Below are 17,231 nucleotides of genomic sequence, written 5' to 3'. Positions count from 1 at the left end.
GCGTCGGACAGGGCTTTGCTGGATCTGGGGCAGCAGCGTTGGACGGACTTGCCGACTCTACGGGCACCCTTGCGCAACCGGCCCCCGAGCGAAACTCACGTGGTCAGTTCAGTGGCGGGGACGCCTCCTGTCTGCTTTCTTGGTAGGTCCTGCGTTGCACGTGCGTGGAGGCCACCGTGGGCAATACCCGCAGAACCCGACCCGCCACCCGTAAGTCCACGCTCCACCGGTTGAGGGCCGAAGGGCATGCCGTGGAGCTGAGCGAGTTCGTGCGTGACAGGTACCTTGACGGTGCCGACTATGAGGCCCGGAACTTCACCCGTGAAGGCATCGAGGGACTGCTGATGACGGGAGGAGTGCCTCGTGAGCGCGCTGACTGGTGCGACACCCTCGAGTCCATCACCGGCCTCAACGTCAACGAGAGGAATCGCGCTGCAGCCGGCCTAGTCATCATGCGTACGGCCCGTGGGGTCTACGCGCTGAGTTACGGAGTGGGGCACCACATGCTGGACCCCTACTACCGCGACGACGAGTTCGGGCTGGAATTCGCAACCCGCTGCCTCGACGACGCCGGAGTCATCAAGGTCCGCAACCAGATTATGGACGGCCGGGGCAGGGTCGATGAGTACTCGGTCTCGCGCGGCGAACGCATCGACGATTTCGGCTTGGACCGCTTCGGCGCTGTCGTCCGCCGCATATGTGGCACCGTCAGTGGGCTGGCGCTGACCTCATTGGAATCGGGCCGGATACGTCGCGTGCGCGTCGAATGCTCCCAGGCCACCATCAAACTCCCTCTGGCCACCAGCCTGGAGGATTTCCTCAGCGACCTGCGGACGATCGAGGACGTCTGTGCAAGGCCCGATCCACTACCCCAACTGAAGTTCGTCAGCAGGGTGCATACCCTCAACAACGGCAGCCGCAAGGCTGTCGAAGCCCAGAAGATCCTCGAGGGCCTCCTCGCGGACCCGGACAGTCCCCGCCTGACCACCGGAGTTCCCGACGCCTGTCAGGAAAGCCACAGCTCGGCCCAGGCATTCCGCATCCGACGCGGAGCCCAAGTGATCGAGGCAAGCGAGCTCGAATTGAGGCACCTGCTTGCCTTCGTGAAGGACAAGCCGCAAGGCGAGCGGCTCAAGGCACTCGCTGACGTCCGGGTGACCATGTTCAGCGACGACGACTGCCAAACCCCTGCAGGTGCCGCCACCAATGGCAAAGAATGGCTGATAGCCGACATACAGGCCAACCCTGACCGGCTGTTCTACGGCAACGGTAAATGGTTCGAGGTGGGGGTAGGTTTCATCGAAACCCTCGAAGAGGAGCTCACCAGCCTCTTCGCGGCACCGCGAACCGTCACGTTGCCCTGCTGGACGAGGGGACCGCTCAACTCAGACGGTCAAGATTCCCACGATGAAGACTGGTTCAACCACCGGGGAGCAGAGCAGGACGGGTACCTCCTCTTCGACAAGAAGAATGTCCGCACCAGCAAATTCAAGGGCGGGGGGTTGGAGATCTGCGACGTCTTGGGCCCTGACAGTCAGCTGATCTGCGTCAAGAAGGCCACCTCGGGTACCGCCCCCCTCAACCACCTCTTCGCCCAAGGGGTGGTCGCCGTGGAGACTTTGCGGAGTGATGCAGAGGTGCGAGCCAAGTTCCTCAAGCAGGTAGCCGCCCACAGCCCCAACCACCGCCTCATCCAAGACTTCGGCACGCTCCGCGTGGTCTTCGGCATCCTGCTGAAGGACGGCGAGGATATTGCCGTCGACTCTCTCTTCGCCTTCGCTCAAGTCTCGCTGCTACAAGCGGTGCGGAGGCTGCGCGCCATGAACGCGGACGTCGAGGTCATCGCCATCCGGCGCTGACCGCAGGGCTTGCTCGTCGCTGCGCTCCTCGTCGGTACGGGCTCTGCGTGGCATCGTCCCGGCACGGCTCCGCGGTCGGACTTCACGCCTCGGCCGGTGCATCCAGTCGGCAGTGGACATCGACGATGCCCTCGACGGAGTGGGTGAGGCGTTCGGCCAGGGGGATCAGGTTGCCGTCGCGGACCTCGCCGGTCAGGGTGGCGATCCCTTGGGTCACGGTGACCTTGACCGCCTCGTGGGAGAGGGGGAAGAGGCGGTCGACGACGGTGCGGCGGATCTCGGTGGCGAGTTCCTCGTCGGTGCGGAGGAAGACCTTGAGGAGGTCGGCGCGGCTGACGATGCCCTTGAGGGTGCCGTCGGCGTCGACGACCGGGAGGCGCTTGATGTGCCGGTCGGCCATGAGGCGGGCGGCCTGAGGCAGGGTGGCGTCGGGGCGGATCGTGACGGCCGGGGTGGTCATCATGTTCTCGGCGCGGGTGGAGCCCGCCTTGGCGGTGTCGCCGAGGCGGCGCATCTGCTCGATCAGGCCCGGGCGGTGCTCGTGGAACTCCTCCTTGGGCAGGAGATCGGCCTCGGAGACCACGCCGACGACGTGGCCCTCGCCCTCGATGACGGGTAGGGCGGTCACCTTCCACCGCTCCATCGCGGTGGCGATGTCCTTGAAGCCGGTCGAGGGGGTGACGGCGATGACCTTGGTGGTCATGACGTCGGCGACGGTGTACGGGGTGGAGGTCATGGCGGGGTCCTCAGCGTGCGTAGGCGAGCGGGGTGCCGCTGCCGTGAGGGGCGAACAGGTCGAGGAGCCGGGAGCGGGCGGAGTCGAGCCGGTTGGCGATGACCGCGCCCACGGCGACGGAAACGGAGCGACCGACGGCCGAGTCCTCGTTGCACAGTCGGCGTACGGCCGCTGCGTCGAACTCCAGGGCGCGCACCTCCCGGTGGAGCCGAGGTGCCAGCTGTAGGGAGCAAACATCCTGGACCAGCCGAGGAGTCGCCGTAGCCGAGGATGTTGACGACCACGTTCTGGGGGCCGGGGACGTGAGTGCCGCGGGTGCCGCACTGGATGATCCAGAGCTTCTCGGCCCGCCGGCGTTCGTTGAAGTGCGGATGCTGGCCCGGAAGGTCACCTGGTGGGAGTGGGCGAGCCGGGCTTCCGGTGCCATGGCTTCGAGGACGGTGTGCATGGTGCTCATGGAGTGCCTCCTACCCTTCGCATCCACCCTGCTCGGTGGGCCACCACGTCCGGGAGGGCCGCGCGGTGCACACCGCGGGGACCGTCCGGCCCCTGTCAGCGGACCAGGACGGCCTCCCCGGACTTGGGTACGACAGCCGTCCACCCCAGCTCGTGGTCGATGCGGTCCCGCAGGGTCTCGGAGGCGCTCTCCTCGCCGTGGACCAGGTAGGTGGTGTGCGGGGCCTGGGCGTTGCGCAGCCAGTCGATGATCTGGCCGGCGTCGGCGTGCGCGGAGAAGTGCGGTACGTCGGCGACCTCGGCGCGTACGGGGACGTACTCGCCGAACATCTTGAGCGTGCGGGCACCGTCCACCAGGTCCCGCGAGCGGGTCCCGGTAGCGGCGAAGCCGACGATGACCACGGCGTTGCGGGGGTCGGGGAGGATCCGGTGGAGGTGGTGCAGGACGCGGCCGCCGGTGGCCATGCCGGCGGACGAGACGATGACCGCTGGCCCGGTGGAGTTGTTGATGTCGATCGATTCCTGGACGGTGCGCGCCGCCAGGAAGGGCTCCGGGCTGATCGCCGCCTCGCCGCAGGCGAGGATCTCGGGGCGCAGCTCGGGCGAGTGCGCCCGCACGGCGTCGCGGTAGACGTCCAGCGCGGCCAGGGCCATGGGGCTGTCGACGTAGACGGGTACGTGGCGGGGCAGGGTGCCGTCGCTGCGCAGGGTGGCCAGCTCGTGCAGGACGACCTCAGTACGGTCGATCGCGAAGGCCGGGATGACGACCGTCCCGCCACGGGACAGTGCGCGCGTGATCACCGAGGCGAATTCGCGCTTCGCGCTCTCCTGGTCGTGGTGACGGTTGCCGTACGTCGACTCCATCAGCAGGACATCGGCGCCGGAGAGCGGTTCGGGTGGCAGGAGGAGCGGGTGGCCGGGGCGGCCGAGGTCACCGCTGACGGCGAGGGTATGGCCGTCCTCCAGGGTCAGGTGTGCCCAGGCGGAGCCGAGGATGTGCCCCCCGTGGTGCAGCATCAGCTTCGTGCCGGCCATGATCTCGATCTCGCTGCCCACCGGTACCGGGTCGAAGTACTTGATCGTGTGGTCGACGTCGTCATCGTCGTAGAGCGGTTTGGCGGGCCGGTGCTTGGACCAGCCGTGCTGGTTGGCGTGCTCGGCGGCTTCCATCTGGAGGCGGGCGCTGTCACGGAGGACGATCTCGGCGAGCCGGGCCGTGGTGGCGCTGGTCAGGATCGGTCCGCGGAATCCGTGCCGGACCAGGCGCGGCAGGTAGCCGCAGTGGTCCAGGTGGGCGTGGGTCACGACGACGGCGTGGATGTCACGGGCGTCGCAGGCGAGCTTGTCCCAGTTGCGGCGCCGTAGGTCCGCGACACCCTGGAAGAGCCCGCAGTCGACGAGGATCCGGGCGTGGTCGCTCTCGACCAAGAACTTGCTGCCGGTGACCGTCCGCACTCCGCCGAGGAACCTCAGCAGGGCCGGGCGGGCGGAAGCAGGAGACGGGGCGGGCTGGGACATGACAGCAGCCCTCCTTCCGGAACAGGTGCCGGTCTCCACCGTCGCACCGGAGCGCCCCTTCCGCTGGGGACCTACCGGCCCCGGATGGGGGCCGACCGGCCCAAGCGGAACGGAGGGATACGGGCACAGCCTGACGGTGACCCCTCCCGCACAGCACACAGAGAGAAGGCCGCGCCATGAAGGCTCTCGTCTTCCAGGGGCCCGGACAAACCTCCTGGCAGGACGTCCCGGACCCCTCCGTCAAGGACGCCGCCGACGCGATCGTCCGGGTCGACGCCGTCACCATCTGCGGCACAGACCTGCACATCATCAAGGGCGACGTCCCCGAAGTGACACCCGGCCGCATCCTGGGCCACGAGGCCGTCGGGACCATCGTCGAGACCGGCGGTGACGTCCGCAGCGTCCGCCCCGGCGACCGCGTCTTGATCTCCTGCATCTCCGCGTGCGGCCGCTGCCGCTTCTGCCGCGAAGGACACTACGGCCAGTGCCGAGGAGGCGGCGGCTGGGTCCTGGGCCACACCATCGACGGCACCCAGGCCGAATACGTCCGCGTCCCCTTCGCCGACCTCTCCGTCCACCCCCTTCCCAGCGCTCTGGCAAGCCACGAGGCGGTCCTGCTCGCGGACATCTTCCCCACCTCGTACGAGGTGGGCGTCCTGAACGGGGCCGTGCGCCCCGGCGACACGGTCGTCGTGGTCGGTGCCGGACCCATCGGGCTGGCCGCCATCGCCACGGCACAGCTCTACAGCCCGTTCCGCATCGTCGCCGTCGACCTCGCGGCCTCCCGCCTGGCAGCCGCACGGGATCTGGGTGCCGATGCGACCGTCAGCGCGCAGGAGGAGCCAGAGCAGCTGGTGGAGGACCTCACGGACGGCCTCGGCGCGGATGTCGTCATCGAGGCCGTCGGTGTACCCGAGTCGTTCGAGATGTGCACCCGCATGGTCCGTCCGGGCGGACACGTCGCCAACATCGGCGTCCATGGCAAGCCGGCAGTCCTCCACCTCGAGGACCTGTGGATCAAGGACGTCACCATCACCACCGGTCTCGTCGACACCTCATCCACGCCCATGCTGCTGCGCATGATGGCCGCCGGCCGCCTCCCCGGCGCCGCGATGGTCACCCACCGTTTCGAGCTGGACCAGATGGAAGAGGCGTACGACGTCTTCTCGCGCGCCGGCGAAACCGGCGCCCTCAAGGTCGTGCTCGGCGGACCGCAGCACGACACGGTCGCCGTACCGCCCCAGGAGCAGTGAGTGCCGTGAAGAGCACACCGAGCACCCACCCGCAGCAGTCCGGCGAGACGACCGGACGCACCGACCTGGGCCGCCGGCTGGCGGCCCGCCGCGAAGCCCTCGGCCTGAGCCGCGACGAACTGGGCCGGCGGTGCGGCGCCGACGCCACGTACATCGCCTACCTGGAGGAGCACGCCGCCAGCCCTGCCATCGGCACCCTCGTCCGGGTGGCCGACGCCCTCGGCCTCACCGTCGACGACCTGACCGGCGCCAGCGCCCACCGCGTCGCCGGCCGAGCCACCGCCCGGCGCGACAGTACGCTCGTACCGCTGGACGAGACCGAATGCCGGCGGCTGCTGAACACCCATGGCGTCGGCCGCATCGCCATCTTCACCCCCGAAGGCCCAGCCGTCCTCCCCGTCAACTACCTCGTCGCAGGACCCGACATCGCCTTCCGCACCTCCGCGGAAGCCGTCACGGCCAGAGCGGCGGGTACCGAGGTCGCCTTCGAGATCGACAACATCGACGACGTGACCGCCACCGGTTGGAGCGTGCTGGCCGTGGGCGAACTCGCAGCCGTTTCGGACCAGCACGAGATGCAGCACCTCAACACCACGGCGCGCTCCCAACCTTGGGCCGGTGGTCCGCGCAGCCACTGGATGAAGCTCACCCCAGCCCGGATCACCGGCCGCCGCGTGGTGCACGACTCATGAACGACCTGCGCGCGGTCGTCTTCGACACCGACGGAGTGCTCCTCGCCACGGCGGACCGCCACGCGGCCGCCTGGAAGGAGACCTTCGACGGCTGCCTCCCCGAGTGGCAGCCGTCGCACTCCGGTGCACGACCGCGCCCGTTCGATGCCGTCCGCGAATACCGGGACCTGGTCGACGGCAGGTCCCGCCTCGACGGCGTACGCGCCTTCCTCGGCGCCCGTCACATCGACCTCCCACCCGGAACGCCCGAGGATCCGCCCGGGTGCGCCACCGTCCACGCGGTCGCCGCCCGCAAGGAGGAGGCCTTCTCCGCGATGCTGCGGACCGACGGCGTCCGCACCTTCGGCGACGTCAGGCCCGCGCTCCAGCGACTACGGGAGATGGAGGTGCGATGCGCAGCCGTCTCGGCTTCGCGGCACGCCCGCTCCCTCTTGGAGTCCGCAGAGCTCATCGGCTACTTCGACGTCCTCGTGGATGGCCAGGACGCGGCCGCACTCGCCCTTCCCGGCAAACCCGACCCTGCCCTCTTCCTCGAAGCTGCCGGCCGTCTCGGCGCGCCCCCCGCTCACACCGCCGTGGTGGAGGACGCACTCGCCGGCGTCGAAGCGGGACACCAAGGCCGTTTCCGGTTGGTGGTGGGACTCAACCGCGAAGCCGACCCACACATGAGGGACGCCCTGCGCGAACACGGCGCCCACCTCGTCCTCCCCGACCTCGGCGGGCTGCCCGCCGCACTCGAAGGCGACCGCCCGTGACCACGGCCTGGTGCTGGGAGTACCCCCACTACGACCCCAAGGCCGAGCGGCTGGTCGAGTCCCTGTGCACCCTGGGCAACGGCCGCTTCGCCACGCGCGGTTCAGCGCCCGAGAGCATCGCCGACGACATCCACTACCCGGGCACCTACATAGCAGGCTGCTTCAACCGGCTCGACTCCACCGTCGGCGGGCGAACGGTCTCCAACGAGGACATGGTCCGGCTGCCGGACTGGACCGCCCTGGGGTACCGCTGCCTGCCCGCGGGTGCACCGCCCGGCGACTGGCTCACACCCGACCACCCGACCCTGCGCCACAGCCACGTGTCGTTGGACCTCCGTGCTGGGACGCTTACCCGCCGCATGCTCTTCCACGACGCCGAGGGCCGCCGCTTGGGCGTCACCCACACCCGCCTCGTCCACATGGGCGACCCGAACCTGGCTGCGCAGAACACGGTGTTCAGAGCGTACGGCTGGAGCGGCATGATCGAGATCGAGTCCGTGCTCGACGGAGACGTCACCAACGCGGGAGTCGACCGCTACCGCGCCCTGGCCGGGCGGCATCTCGTCGAGCACCGGGCCGGAGTGGAGGCGGAGGGCACCGCCTGGCTGTCCTGCACCACGACCACCTCCCGGGTAAAGATCGGGCTCGCGGTCCGGACATCGGCACGTCCCGTGGCACCGGTAGGCCGGGCATGCACAGCCACCACCGCCACACAAACACTCATCCTGCCGATCAAGCGGGCTGTCCCGGTCGTCGTCGTGAAGACCGCCGCCCTGTGCACCTCGCTCGACCGCCCCTCGGCCGATCCGCTGCGGCGGAGCATCGACTGCGCCACACACGCCCCGGACTTCCCCTCCCTGCTGGCCTCCCACCGCGCATCCTGGCAACGCCTCTGGAGCGAAGGAGAGTTGAAGGTTCCCGGCGAGACCGGCAAGGTTCTGCGGCTGCACGCCTTTCACGTGCTGCAGACCCTCTCGCCGCACACCGCGGAGCTCGACGCCGGCGTCCCCGCCCGGGGCCTTCACGGCGAGGCGTACCGGGGCCACGTCTTCTGGGACGAGCTGTTCGTCCTGCCCTACCTCGCCCTCCACCTCCCCGAGACCGCTCGCGCCCTGTTGATGTACCGGCACCGGCGGCTCCCCGCGGCCCTGGAGGCCGCCCGCCGGGCTGGGGCGAAGGGAGCCATGTTTCCTTGGCAGAGTGGTAGTTCCGGCAGAGAGGAGACGCAGCGGCTGCACCTCAATCCGCGCTCCGGCCGCTGGCTTCCGGACCACTCGCACCTGCAGCACCACGTGGGGTCGGCCATCGCCTGGAACGTGTGGCAGTACGGGCAGGCCACCGGCGACGCCGGATTCATGCACGGGCCGGGCGCCGAACTCCTCCTGCACATAGCGCGCTTCTGGGCGGACGCGGCGACGTGGGACGCCGGCCTCGGGCGCTACCGGATCCGTGGCGTCGTCGGACCGGACGAATATCACGATGCCTACCCGGATGTCGCCGCTCCCGGCATCGACGACAACGCCTACACCAACGTCACCGCCGCGTGGGTGCTCGCCCGCGCCCTTGACGTGTACGGCGACCTTCCGGGAGCACGACGCGCCGAGCTCCTCACGCAACTGGGCATCGGCCCCGACGACCTCGCCGTCTGGGAGGACGTCTCGCGCCGCCTGTACGTGCCGTTCCATCGCGACGTGATCAGCCAGTTCCACGGGTACGGGGACCTTGCCGAGCTCGACTGGGACGGCTACCGGGCCCGCTACCACGACATCCGCCGTCTGGACCGCATCCTGGAAGCCGAAGGCGACACGCCCAACCGCTACCAGGCGTCCAAGCAGGCCGACACCCTCATGCTCGGCTACCTCTTTCGCCCCACGGAACTCGAACAATTGTTCCTTCGGCTCGGACATCGCCTCGACGACGGCCTCTGGCGCAGGACGGTGGATTACTACCTGCGGCGCACCTGCCACGGGTCGACGCTCAGCAGCCTCGTCCACGGCTGGGTCCTCGCCCGGGAGCAGGGCCCAGACGCGTGGCGCTACTGCCAGGAAGCCCTGCTCAGTGACATCACCGACGTCCAGGGTGGCACCACCGGCGAAGGGATCCATCTCGGTGCCATGGGCGGCACCCTCGACCTCGTCGAGCGCGGCATCGTCGGACTCGAGCCCCACGACGACGGCCTGCACATCGACCCGGTGCCCCTCTCCGAAGTGCCCCGGTCCTCGTTCTCGATTTCCTACCTGGGGCACCGGGACATCCGTATCCGGTTCCGTCCCGGCCGGCTCGGCACCAATGTCCCCCCGTCGCTCCTGGGCCCGATGCCCCTGGTCCTGCCTGGCGACCGGCACGAGCGCATTTCCGCAGGCCAGGAGCGGTGGTTCCGGCTCCCCAAGGGTTGACAGGGCAACCACCGCATGCTCGCGTGGCGGCGCGTTCCCGATGCGCACACTGTGGATGTATCAGCCGTTGGAAGGGTGAACGGAATGGACAGGCAGCATGAGGCTCCGCGGATCGTGGTGGGCGTCGACGGATCGCCCTCGTCCCAGGCCGCGCTCCGCTGGGCGGTCCGGTACGCAGGGCTGGTGGGCGGCCGAGTAGAGGCGGTCGCGGCGTGGGACCTGCCCGGTGCCGCGTCGTGGTCCGCCCCGGCGGTAGACGCCACGTTCGACGAGGAGGAGGCCGAACGGCGTCTGGTCGAGGAGGTCCGCACGGTCCTCGGTGAGGGCGGCGCCGCCTCCGTGCACCAGCGCCTGGTGCGCGGCAATCCGGTCGACGTCCTGGTGGATGCGGCAGAGGGCGCGGACATGCTGGTCGTGGGCAGCCGCGGTCGCGGCGGCTTCAGCCGGGCGCTGCTCGGTTCGGTGAGCCAGCAGGCGGCGCTCCACGCGCCGTGCCCGATCACCATCGTCCGGGCGGACACCCCCGTCGAGTGATTCCGCCCCGGGTACGCCTGGCGTACGGGCAGTGGGCCACGGCAGGCTGAATGCCCAGGCGCAGACGTGCGCTCGGAGCCACCGCAGGACCAGCTCTTCGCGGGGCAACGTGCCGGGAACGGCAGGGCGTTACCTTCGCATGCAGCCCTCGTTTTGGATCATGGCCGTCCGGCCGATACCCCGAGCGAAGGCGCAGCCGCCAATGCCCACACCGCCAGAGATCGACTGCCTGGACCACCTGGCCTCGGCCCGGCCGGAGTGCGGGGGCGGCGCCGTTCCGTTGGCCGTGCACCCGAAGGTCTTCCGGGATGAACTGGCAGCCGCCGCCGACTGGGTAGCCAGCTACCTCCAGGGGGTCGGACAGCGACCGGTAACGCGGCCGATGCCGCCGGCACATCGGCAGGCCATGGCCACTGGGTCGCTGCCGCAGGACGGCCAGGATCTCGGCTCCCTGCTTGAGTTCGTCGACAGGGCCATCGCCCCGTACCCGACCGGGAACGGTCATCCCGCCTTCTTCGCCTGGATCAACTCGCCGCCGTCCCCGGCCGGGGTGATCGCGGAACTGCTGGCCACCGCGGTCAATGCGACCTGCGGCATGGGCGAGCACGCCTTGATGGACCTCGAACGCGGAGTTCTGCGCGACCTGGCTTCACTGGCCGGCCTGGCGCCGACCGCGGGTGGAGTGCTGACCAGCGGCGGATCGATGGCCAACCTGCTCTGCCTGGGCGCCGCCCGCACCTGGTTCCTGCGGCAGCAAGGCGCCACTGACGGCCCCGCCTACGACCAGGCCCATGCGCGTCTCGTCGCCTACCACAGCGACCAAGCCCACATGTCGGTCGCGAAGGCCGCAGCCGTGATCGGCCTGCCTCCGTGGCGGCTGCGCGCCGTGCCCACGACACCAGACCGGTCCATGGACATCGATGCCCTGCGGACGATGGTCGACGCCGACCACGCGGCCGGCCTGCTGCCCTTCTGCGTCGTTTCCAATCTCGGCAGCACCGCGACCGGCGCCATCGACCCGATCGAAGCGATCACCCGGGTCTGCCACCGGTCGGGCCTGTGGCACCACGGCGACGGAGCCTGGGGCGGACTCGGCGCACTGGTCCCCGAGCTGGCTCCCTCCTACCGAGGCATCGCCGGCCTCGACTCCCTGACCGTCGACCCGCACAAGGCCCTGTCCGTTCCCGTCGGCTGCGGCGCGGCCCTGGTCACCGACCCCTCCCGGCTGCGTGACGCGTTCACCTTCCGCGCCTCCTACCTCGAAGGCGACCAGGACTGGCCCTGGATGTCCGACTACACCATCGAACTCACCCGCCCCGGCACCCGCGCCCTCACCCTCTGGGCCACCCTGCGCCACCTCGGCCGCTCAGGCGTGGTCGCCCTCCTCCAGCACTACCAGGACCTCGCCCGATACCTGCGCCACCGTGTCCAGGAACACCCCCTGCTGGAGCTGTGCACCAGCGGACCGCTGCCGGTGGTCTGCTTCCGCCTGGCCGCCGGCCCGGAAGCGTGCCGACAGGGCCAAGAGGACCTGCACACGGCGGTGGCCGCGCGCGTCCAGGCCCGCGGCCACGCCTATCTGGCCACGGTCAGCCACGACGGGCAGACGGTCCTGCGCGCCTGCGTCTGCAACCACCTCACCACCACCGACGACGTGGATACCCTCCTCCACGAGGTCCTGGCCGCTGCCGACCATCTCCAGACTGTCCAGTAGGGCACCCACGCCTGGTACCACTTCACGGAACACCTGCGGCAGTGAGACCACATCAACGGAGACCGCTCGCCATCTGCACACCTGGGACCGGATCAACTGAGATTTCCGACAATCCGGCTTCTCAATCGACCTGGTCGTCGCAGGCCATGGACCGACGGCAGACCAGACCCTTTGATACGGGCTGAGCAGAGCCAGAGGGCTCTGAGCAGGGCGACCACAAGTCATAGCCAGGTCCGAGCGCCCCTTCGGTACCGGGGCCGGGGCCACTCGGCCCCGCACCGCAGCGGCCCGCTGGCCCCGTGTGAATGGCCCCCTCGGCACTGCGGCCCCTGTGGCCTACGGAGTGATCGTGGAACCCGGACGCCAATCCGGCACCGCCTTCCGAAGAGGGTGACCACGATGCAGCGCATACAGATCCAGCCCCGGCCCAAGCAGCCTCACAAGCCCGCCCCGCTGGATCTGCGCACTCTTTCCAGCCCCCCCCTGCCGTACTGATCCCTGCCGACACGCAGATCGGATGGCGCGGCGCCAGCCGCTACTACAGCGACGGCTACCGGGAAGGCTTCGCCCTCGAATGCCAGGCCCTTCGCCGGGTGCGCGAGGAGATGGGCCTGACCAACGTCATCGTCATGATTCCGTTCTGCCGCACCCTGGAAGAGGCCGACAAGGTCCTCGAGGTGATGGCGGCTGCAGGACTGCGGCGCGGCGAGAACGGCCTCAAGGTCTACGTGATGGCCGAGATCCCGGCCAACATCCTCCTCGCGCAGGACTTCGCCGAACGCTTCGACGGATTCTCCATCGGCAGCAACGACCTCACCCAGCTCACTCTCGGCGTCGACCGGGACTCCGAAGCCCTCGCCCACGTCTTCGACGAGAACGACCCGGCTGTCACCGACCTCATCCGGATCCTCCTCCCGCGGGTCCAGACCCTGGGACGTCCGGTGGGCCTGTGCGGACAGCGGCCCAGCGACGACCCGGCCTACGCCGCCTTCCTCGTCCGCGTCGGAATCGATTTGATCTCCGTCGCCCCCGACAGCTTCGCCGCAGTCAAGCAGCACGTCGCCGTCGCCGAGGAGAGCCGCTACGGGGAGGACCGAATGGTCCCTGTAGGGATCCGTCCGGCCCAAGCGGACCAGCCGTCGGCCGCGTGACAGTGGCATCAGCAACGCACCATGGAGCCAAGGAGTACCCGCCATGAGCACCAAGCGAGTCCTGGTCGCCTACGGGACCAAGCACGGAGCCACCGCAGGGATCGCCGAACAGATCGCGGTGACCCTCCGCGAGGACGGTCTCGACGCCGTCGTGCTGCCCGCCGACGATGTCCACGACGTCCGCGCCTACGACGCCGTCGTCCTCGGCGGCTCCCTCTACGCCGGTCACTGGAGCAGCAAGGCCAAGCACTGCGCCGAACGCAACGCCGACTCCCTGCGGCACCGCCCCGTGTGGATGTTCAGCAGCGGACCGCTCGACCGCTCGGCCGAGGAACACGACATCCCCCCGGTCTCCGCGGTCGCCCGGGAGATGCAGCTGGTCGGGGCGCGCGAGCACATGACCTTCGGCGGCAGCGTCACGGCCCACACCCCGGGCTTCCTCGCCAAGGCACTGACCCGCCAGGGCAAAGGCGGAGACTTCCGCAACCCCGAGCGGATCCAGAACTGGGCCCACCACATCAGCGCCGAGCTCGTCGCCGCCTGAAGGGACGGCCCGGCTCGGCACGCACCAGGCTGGAGGCGTGCCATGCATCACCGGACGAAAGGGGCGGGGGCGAACCCGCTCAGGCGTGATGCCGACCGCACCCGGACCCGTATGCGTGCCGCCTTCGCGCTGACCTGCCTGTTGGCGGTCATCGCCGGCTTCGCCCTCGGGCGGGCCGCCTGGACGGACGGCCTCCGCACCGCCGAGTACATCGCGCGCCATCGGCACACCGTAACGGCCACCACGACCGGCGAGACCGGCTACCGAGCGGGAGACCAGCCGAGCAGTCGGCCCGTAACCGTGGCGACCGCCACGTGGCGCTACCCCTCGCAGAGCCCGCACACGGCAACCATCCCTGTTCCGGCAGGAACCCGGAACGGCGACACGGTCCGCGTGTGGGTCGACGGAAACGGCAGCGTGGCAGCCGCGCCGCCCGGCCAGGCCGACATCGCTCTGAACGCGGTGGGCATCGGCACCGGAACTCTGGCCGGGATCGTGCTCGCCGGCGGCGCCCTCGTCGCCGTGCGCCTCCGCATCGTGGACGCGCGCAGCGCACGGGCCTGGGAATCCGAGTGGGCGGGCATCGAGCCCCTCTGGTCCGGCCGCCTGCGCCCCGGCCAGGGAGCCGGCGATGACTGAGACCGATGCCGGCCCGGACCTCGTACCGGACACCGCGCCGGATCCTCTCGAACCCCTGCCCCTGCTCCGCCGTGAGCTGCACACCGGCCCCCTGGGCCTGTCGAGCCGGGAGGCGGCACGCCGGCTGGCCGTCTACGGACCGAACGAGGTCCGCCGCACCACCCGGACGAGCGTCCTGCGGGAACTCCTGCGGCAACTGGTCCACCCGCTGGCTCTGCTGCTCTGGGTGGCGGCGGTCCTGGCCTTCATCGCCGCCATCGAGGTGCTCGGCTGGGCGATCGTCGCGGTCATCCTCGTCAACGCCGGATTCGCCCTCGTCCAGGAGCGGCAGGCCGAGAGGGCCGTCGAGACCCTGGCCGGCTACCTTCCCGCCCGGGCCCAGGTGATCCGCGACGGACAGCCACAGCACGTCCCGGCCCGGGACCTGGTCCCCGGCGACCTCATCGCCCTCGACGAGGGCGACCGGGTACCCGCCGACGCCCGCCTGACCGAGGGGGGTATCGAGGCGGACCTCTCCATGCTCACGGGCGAGTCCACCCCCGTCGAGCGTGTTGCCGGCCCGGCTCTGGAAGGCCTCTCGCTGCTGCAGGAGCCCAACCTCGTCTTCAGCGGCACCACCGCCACCGAGGGGCAAGCGCAGGCGATCGTCTTCGCCACCGGAGACCACACCGAACTCGGCCGGATCGCCGCCCTCAGCCAGCGCACCCGCCGCGAACCGAGCCCACTGGAGACGCAGGTCAAGAAGGTCGCCTGGCTGATCGCCGCAGCCGCGGTCGCCATGGGAGCCGTTTTCCTCGTGCTGGGCGTCGCAGTGGGGCTGCCACTCACCGACTCGTTGATCTTCGCGATCGGCCTGCTCGTGGCCAACGTGCCGGAAGGGCTGCTGCCCACCATCACCCTCGCCCTCGCCGTCGGCGTACGAGTCCTCGCCCGCCAAGGCGCGGTGATCAAGCGGCTGAGCGCCGTGGAGACCCTCGGATCCACCAACGTCATCTGCACCGACAAGACCGGCACCCTCACCCGCAATCAGATGCGCCTGCACTCCACCTGGACACCTCCGCACGAGACGCCGAGCGGTTCGGAGACCGCCGAACTGGTCCGCGCCGCCGCCCAGTGCACGACCGTCACCCGCGAGAACGACGGGCAGCTGCACGGTGACCCGACCGAGATCGCACTGGTGGAGGGAGCTACACAGCGCGCTGCTCCTGTCGACCCGGCCGACCGGGACACCCACCGCCACACCTGCTTCCGCTTCGACCCGCGCCTGCGCCGAATGTCGGTCGTACTCCGCACGGACGACCACGACAGCCTCCGCGTGATCGTCAAGGGCGCCCCGGAGAGCGTCCTGGCGCTACTGGCCGAAGGAGAGCAGGCTACGGAAGCTCAGACCGCCGCCGACACCCTGGCTGCGGGCGGCATGCGCGTGCTGGCCGTCGCGGTGCGAGAACTGCCGCCCGGCACGACCGCACCGCCGCAGCGGCAGGACGTCGAGAAGGACCTGCACCTGCTCGGACTGGTCGGCCTGTACGACCCGCCGCGCCCCGAGGTCGCCGACGCGGTCGGGCGCTGCCACGAGGCGGGTCTCACCGTCCACATCGTCACCGGCGACAACGGTGCCACCGCCGCCGCCGTGGCCCGCGCCGTCGGGATCGGTACGACGAACCTGCACGTGGTCGCCCAGTCCGAGACGATCGACGACCACGAACTCGACCACCTCCTGCGCCTGGAAGGCACGGAGATCGTCTTCGCCCGCTCCTCGCCCGAGACCAAACTGAAGGTGGCCGACGCCCTCCGGGCCCACGGACAGATCGTGGCCATGACCGGCGACGGCGTGAACGACGCTCCGGCCCTGCACCGTGCCCACATCGGCGTCGCCATGGGACTCTCCGGCACCGACGTCGCCCGCGAGGCGTCGACCATGGTCCTGACGGACGACAACTTCGCCACCATCGTCACGGCCATCGAGTCCGGCCGCCGCGTCTACGACAACGTCCGCAAGTTCATCGTCTACATCTTCGCCCACCTCACCCCCGAGGTCGTGCCCTTCCTCGTGTTCGCCCTCTCCGCAGGGGCCGTACCGCTGCCGCTGACCGTCCTGCAGATCCTCGCCATCGACCTGGGAACCGAGACCCTTCCGGCCCTCGCTCTCGGCCGTGAGCGCGCCGAGCCGGGCATCATGTCCCGACCGCCCCGCCCCAATTCCCAAAGCGTGATCAACAAGGACATGCTCGTACGCAGCTGGGGCTGGCTCGGCACCATCTCCGCAGCCCTCGTCATGACCGCGTTCTTCTACGTCCTGTGGCGCGCGGGCTGGCACCCCGGCGACCCCACCGGACCCGGAACCCCGCTCCACCACGCCTACCTCACCGCGACCACCGCCACCTTCGCGGGCATCGTCACCTGCCAGGTCGGCACGGCCATCGCCGCCCGCACCGACCACGCCGCGCTGCGTGACATCGGCTTCTTCAGCAACCCACTGCTCTTGGCGGGCATCGCCTTCGAACTCGTCTTCACCGCGGCGCTCGTCTACGCGCCGCCACTCCAACACCTCTTCGGTACCGCCGCCCTCCCGCTCGACGTCATCCTCCTCATCTCGGCCTTCCCACCGCTCGTCTGGGGAACCGACGAGATCCGACGCTGGACCCGACGCCGACACCACCTCTCTTGAACCCACCGGAGGCACACCATGTCGCATACGGCCGAATGGAAGACCCACGTCTACCTCTTCGAGGAAGAGCACACGACCAAGGTCCGCATCGAACTCGACACCGGAACCACCCACCTCACCGGCCACGGCACCGCGCGCTGCAACCCCACGGACAAGGACGTGCCCGAGATCGGCGACGAACTCGCGACCGCCCGAGCGCTGGAGAACCTGGCGCTGCAGCTCAAGCGCACCGCCTACGGCGACATGGCAGCAGCAGGGACCGCACCTCGGCACGCTCCTCTCCCCGCCTACGACCTTGGGTGAGCGGGCGGGCCTC

General features: G+C 69.8%; 15 protein-coding genes. 12 read left to right on the top strand and 3 right to left on the bottom strand.

What is annotated here, in order from left to right:
• Positions 1 to 251: 251 nt before the first annotated feature.
• Positions 252 to 1,859, top strand: coding sequence for a DUF6119 family protein (locus OG982_RS01775; RefSeq protein ID WP_266790383.1), 1,608 nt, complete (start codon positions 252 to 254; stop codon positions 1,857 to 1,859).
• A gap of 82 nt (positions 1,860 to 1,941) precedes the next feature.
• On the opposite strand, the gene OG982_RS01770 is transcribed toward OG982_RS01775, so the two are convergent.
• The 3 genes from OG982_RS01770 to OG982_RS01760 form a co-directional block, all read right to left on the bottom strand.
• On the bottom strand, positions 1,942 to 2,595 hold the full coding sequence (locus tag OG982_RS01770) for a CBS domain-containing protein (RefSeq protein WP_266947760.1): 654 nt from the start codon (positions 2,593 to 2,595) through the stop codon (positions 1,942 to 1,944).
• A 10-nt stretch (positions 2,596 to 2,605) separates the two neighbouring features.
• Positions 2,606 to 2,791: a hypothetical protein gene (locus tag OG982_RS01765; RefSeq protein WP_266790387.1), complete on the bottom strand. Its 186-nt coding sequence runs from the start codon at positions 2,789 to 2,791 to the stop codon at positions 2,606 to 2,608.
• Between the two features lie 356 nt (positions 2,792 to 3,147).
• Positions 3,148 to 4,569, bottom strand: coding sequence for an MBL fold metallo-hydrolase RNA specificity domain-containing protein (locus tag OG982_RS01760; protein ID WP_266947758.1), 1,422 nt, complete (start codon positions 4,567 to 4,569; stop codon positions 3,148 to 3,150).
• Positions 4,570 to 4,745: 176 nt separating this feature from the next.
• On the opposite strand from OG982_RS01760, the gene OG982_RS01755 reads away from it, so the two are divergent.
• From OG982_RS01755 to OG982_RS01705, 11 genes are all read left to right on the top strand, one after another.
• Complete coding sequence (locus tag OG982_RS01755) at positions 4,746 to 5,822, top strand: zinc-dependent alcohol dehydrogenase family protein (protein ID WP_266790391.1); 1,077 nt, start codon at positions 4,746 to 4,748, stop codon at positions 5,820 to 5,822.
• 5 nt (positions 5,823 to 5,827) lie between these two features.
• Entirely contained in the window at positions 5,828 to 6,514 is a 687-nt protein-coding gene (locus OG982_RS01750) for a pyridoxamine 5'-phosphate oxidase family protein (RefSeq protein ID WP_266790392.1), read from the top strand.
• The gene (locus OG982_RS01745; protein ID WP_266790394.1) at positions 6,511 to 7,269 is read left to right on the top strand and encodes an HAD family phosphatase; all 759 of its coding nucleotides are present in this window, start codon (positions 6,511 to 6,513) and stop codon (positions 7,267 to 7,269) included. The genes OG982_RS01750 and OG982_RS01745 overlap by 4 nt, the downstream gene beginning before the upstream one ends.
• Positions 7,266 to 9,665: a glycoside hydrolase family 65 protein gene (locus OG982_RS01740; protein WP_266790396.1), complete on the top strand. Its 2,400-nt coding sequence runs from the start codon at positions 7,266 to 7,268 to the stop codon at positions 9,663 to 9,665. Before OG982_RS01745 ends, OG982_RS01740 begins: the two co-directional genes overlap by 4 nt.
• A gap of 84 nt (positions 9,666 to 9,749) precedes the next feature.
• The gene (locus OG982_RS01735; RefSeq protein WP_266790398.1) at positions 9,750 to 10,199 is read left to right on the top strand and encodes a universal stress protein; all 450 of its coding nucleotides are present in this window, start codon (positions 9,750 to 9,752) and stop codon (positions 10,197 to 10,199) included.
• Between the two features lie 202 nt (positions 10,200 to 10,401).
• Positions 10,402 to 11,913 carry an aminotransferase class V-fold PLP-dependent enzyme gene (locus OG982_RS01730; RefSeq protein ID WP_266790400.1) on the top strand — a complete coding sequence of 504 codons (1,512 nt, stop codon included), beginning with the start codon at positions 10,402 to 10,404 and terminating at the stop codon, positions 11,911 to 11,913.
• Positions 11,914 to 12,404: 491 nt separating this feature from the next.
• Positions 12,405 to 13,064, top strand: coding sequence for a putative PEP-binding protein (locus OG982_RS01725; protein ID WP_323139290.1), 660 nt, complete (start codon positions 12,405 to 12,407; stop codon positions 13,062 to 13,064).
• Positions 13,065 to 13,107: 43 nt separating this feature from the next.
• A complete protein-coding gene (locus OG982_RS01720; RefSeq protein ID WP_266790402.1) occupies positions 13,108 to 13,608 on the top strand; it encodes a flavodoxin domain-containing protein in 501 nt (166 codons plus the stop codon).
• 111 nt (positions 13,609 to 13,719) lie between these two features.
• A complete protein-coding gene (locus tag OG982_RS01715) occupies positions 13,720 to 14,247 on the top strand; it encodes a hypothetical protein (RefSeq protein WP_266790404.1) in 528 nt (175 codons plus the stop codon).
• Positions 14,240 to 16,915, top strand: coding sequence for a cation-transporting P-type ATPase (locus tag OG982_RS01710; RefSeq protein WP_266790406.1), 2,676 nt, complete (start codon positions 14,240 to 14,242; stop codon positions 16,913 to 16,915). Before OG982_RS01715 ends, OG982_RS01710 begins: the two co-directional genes overlap by 8 nt.
• Before the next feature lie 18 nt (positions 16,916 to 16,933).
• Positions 16,934 to 17,218, top strand: coding sequence for a dsRBD fold-containing protein (locus OG982_RS01705; RefSeq protein ID WP_266790407.1), 285 nt, complete (start codon positions 16,934 to 16,936; stop codon positions 17,216 to 17,218).
• The last annotated feature ends 13 nt before the right edge of the window (positions 17,219 to 17,231 follow it).

It is taken from the genome of Streptomyces sp. NBC_01551, from assembly GCF_026339935.1.
In the GTDB taxonomy this organism is placed as follows: domain Bacteria; phylum Actinomycetota; class Actinomycetes; order Streptomycetales; family Streptomycetaceae; genus Streptomyces.
The sequence above is the reverse complement of the archived record's forward strand: the minus strand, read 5'-3'. Positions and strand labels throughout refer to the sequence as shown.

Excerpts from the sequence above, each read along its gene's own strand:
- OG982_RS01720 (WP_266790402.1), top strand. The coding sequence starts at position 13,108 with ATGAGCACCAAGCGAGTCCTGGTCGCCTACGGGACCAAGCACGGAGCC.
- OG982_RS01710 (WP_266790406.1), top strand. The coding sequence starts at position 14,240 with ATGACTGAGACCGATGCCGGCCCGGACCTCGTACCGGACACCGCGCCG.
- OG982_RS01730 (WP_266790400.1), top strand. The coding sequence starts at position 10,402 with ATGCCCACACCGCCAGAGATCGACTGCCTGGACCACCTGGCCTCGGCC.
- OG982_RS01715 (WP_266790404.1), top strand. The coding sequence starts at position 13,720 with ATGCGTGCCGCCTTCGCGCTGACCTGCCTGTTGGCGGTCATCGCCGGC.
- OG982_RS01745 (WP_266790394.1), top strand. The coding sequence starts at position 6,511 with ATGAACGACCTGCGCGCGGTCGTCTTCGACACCGACGGAGTGCTCCTC.
- OG982_RS01705 (WP_266790407.1), top strand. The coding sequence starts at position 16,934 with ATGTCGCATACGGCCGAATGGAAGACCCACGTCTACCTCTTCGAGGAA.
- OG982_RS01770 (WP_266947760.1), bottom strand. The coding sequence starts at position 2,595 with ATGACCTCCACCCCGTACACCGTCGCCGACGTCATGACCACCAAGGTC.
- OG982_RS01755 (WP_266790391.1), top strand. The coding sequence starts at position 4,746 with ATGAAGGCTCTCGTCTTCCAGGGGCCCGGACAAACCTCCTGGCAGGAC.
- OG982_RS01760 (WP_266947758.1), bottom strand. The coding sequence starts at position 4,569 with ATGTCCCAGCCCGCCCCGTCTCCTGCTTCCGCCCGCCCGGCCCTGCTG.
- OG982_RS01735 (WP_266790398.1), top strand. The coding sequence starts at position 9,750 with ATGGACAGGCAGCATGAGGCTCCGCGGATCGTGGTGGGCGTCGACGGA.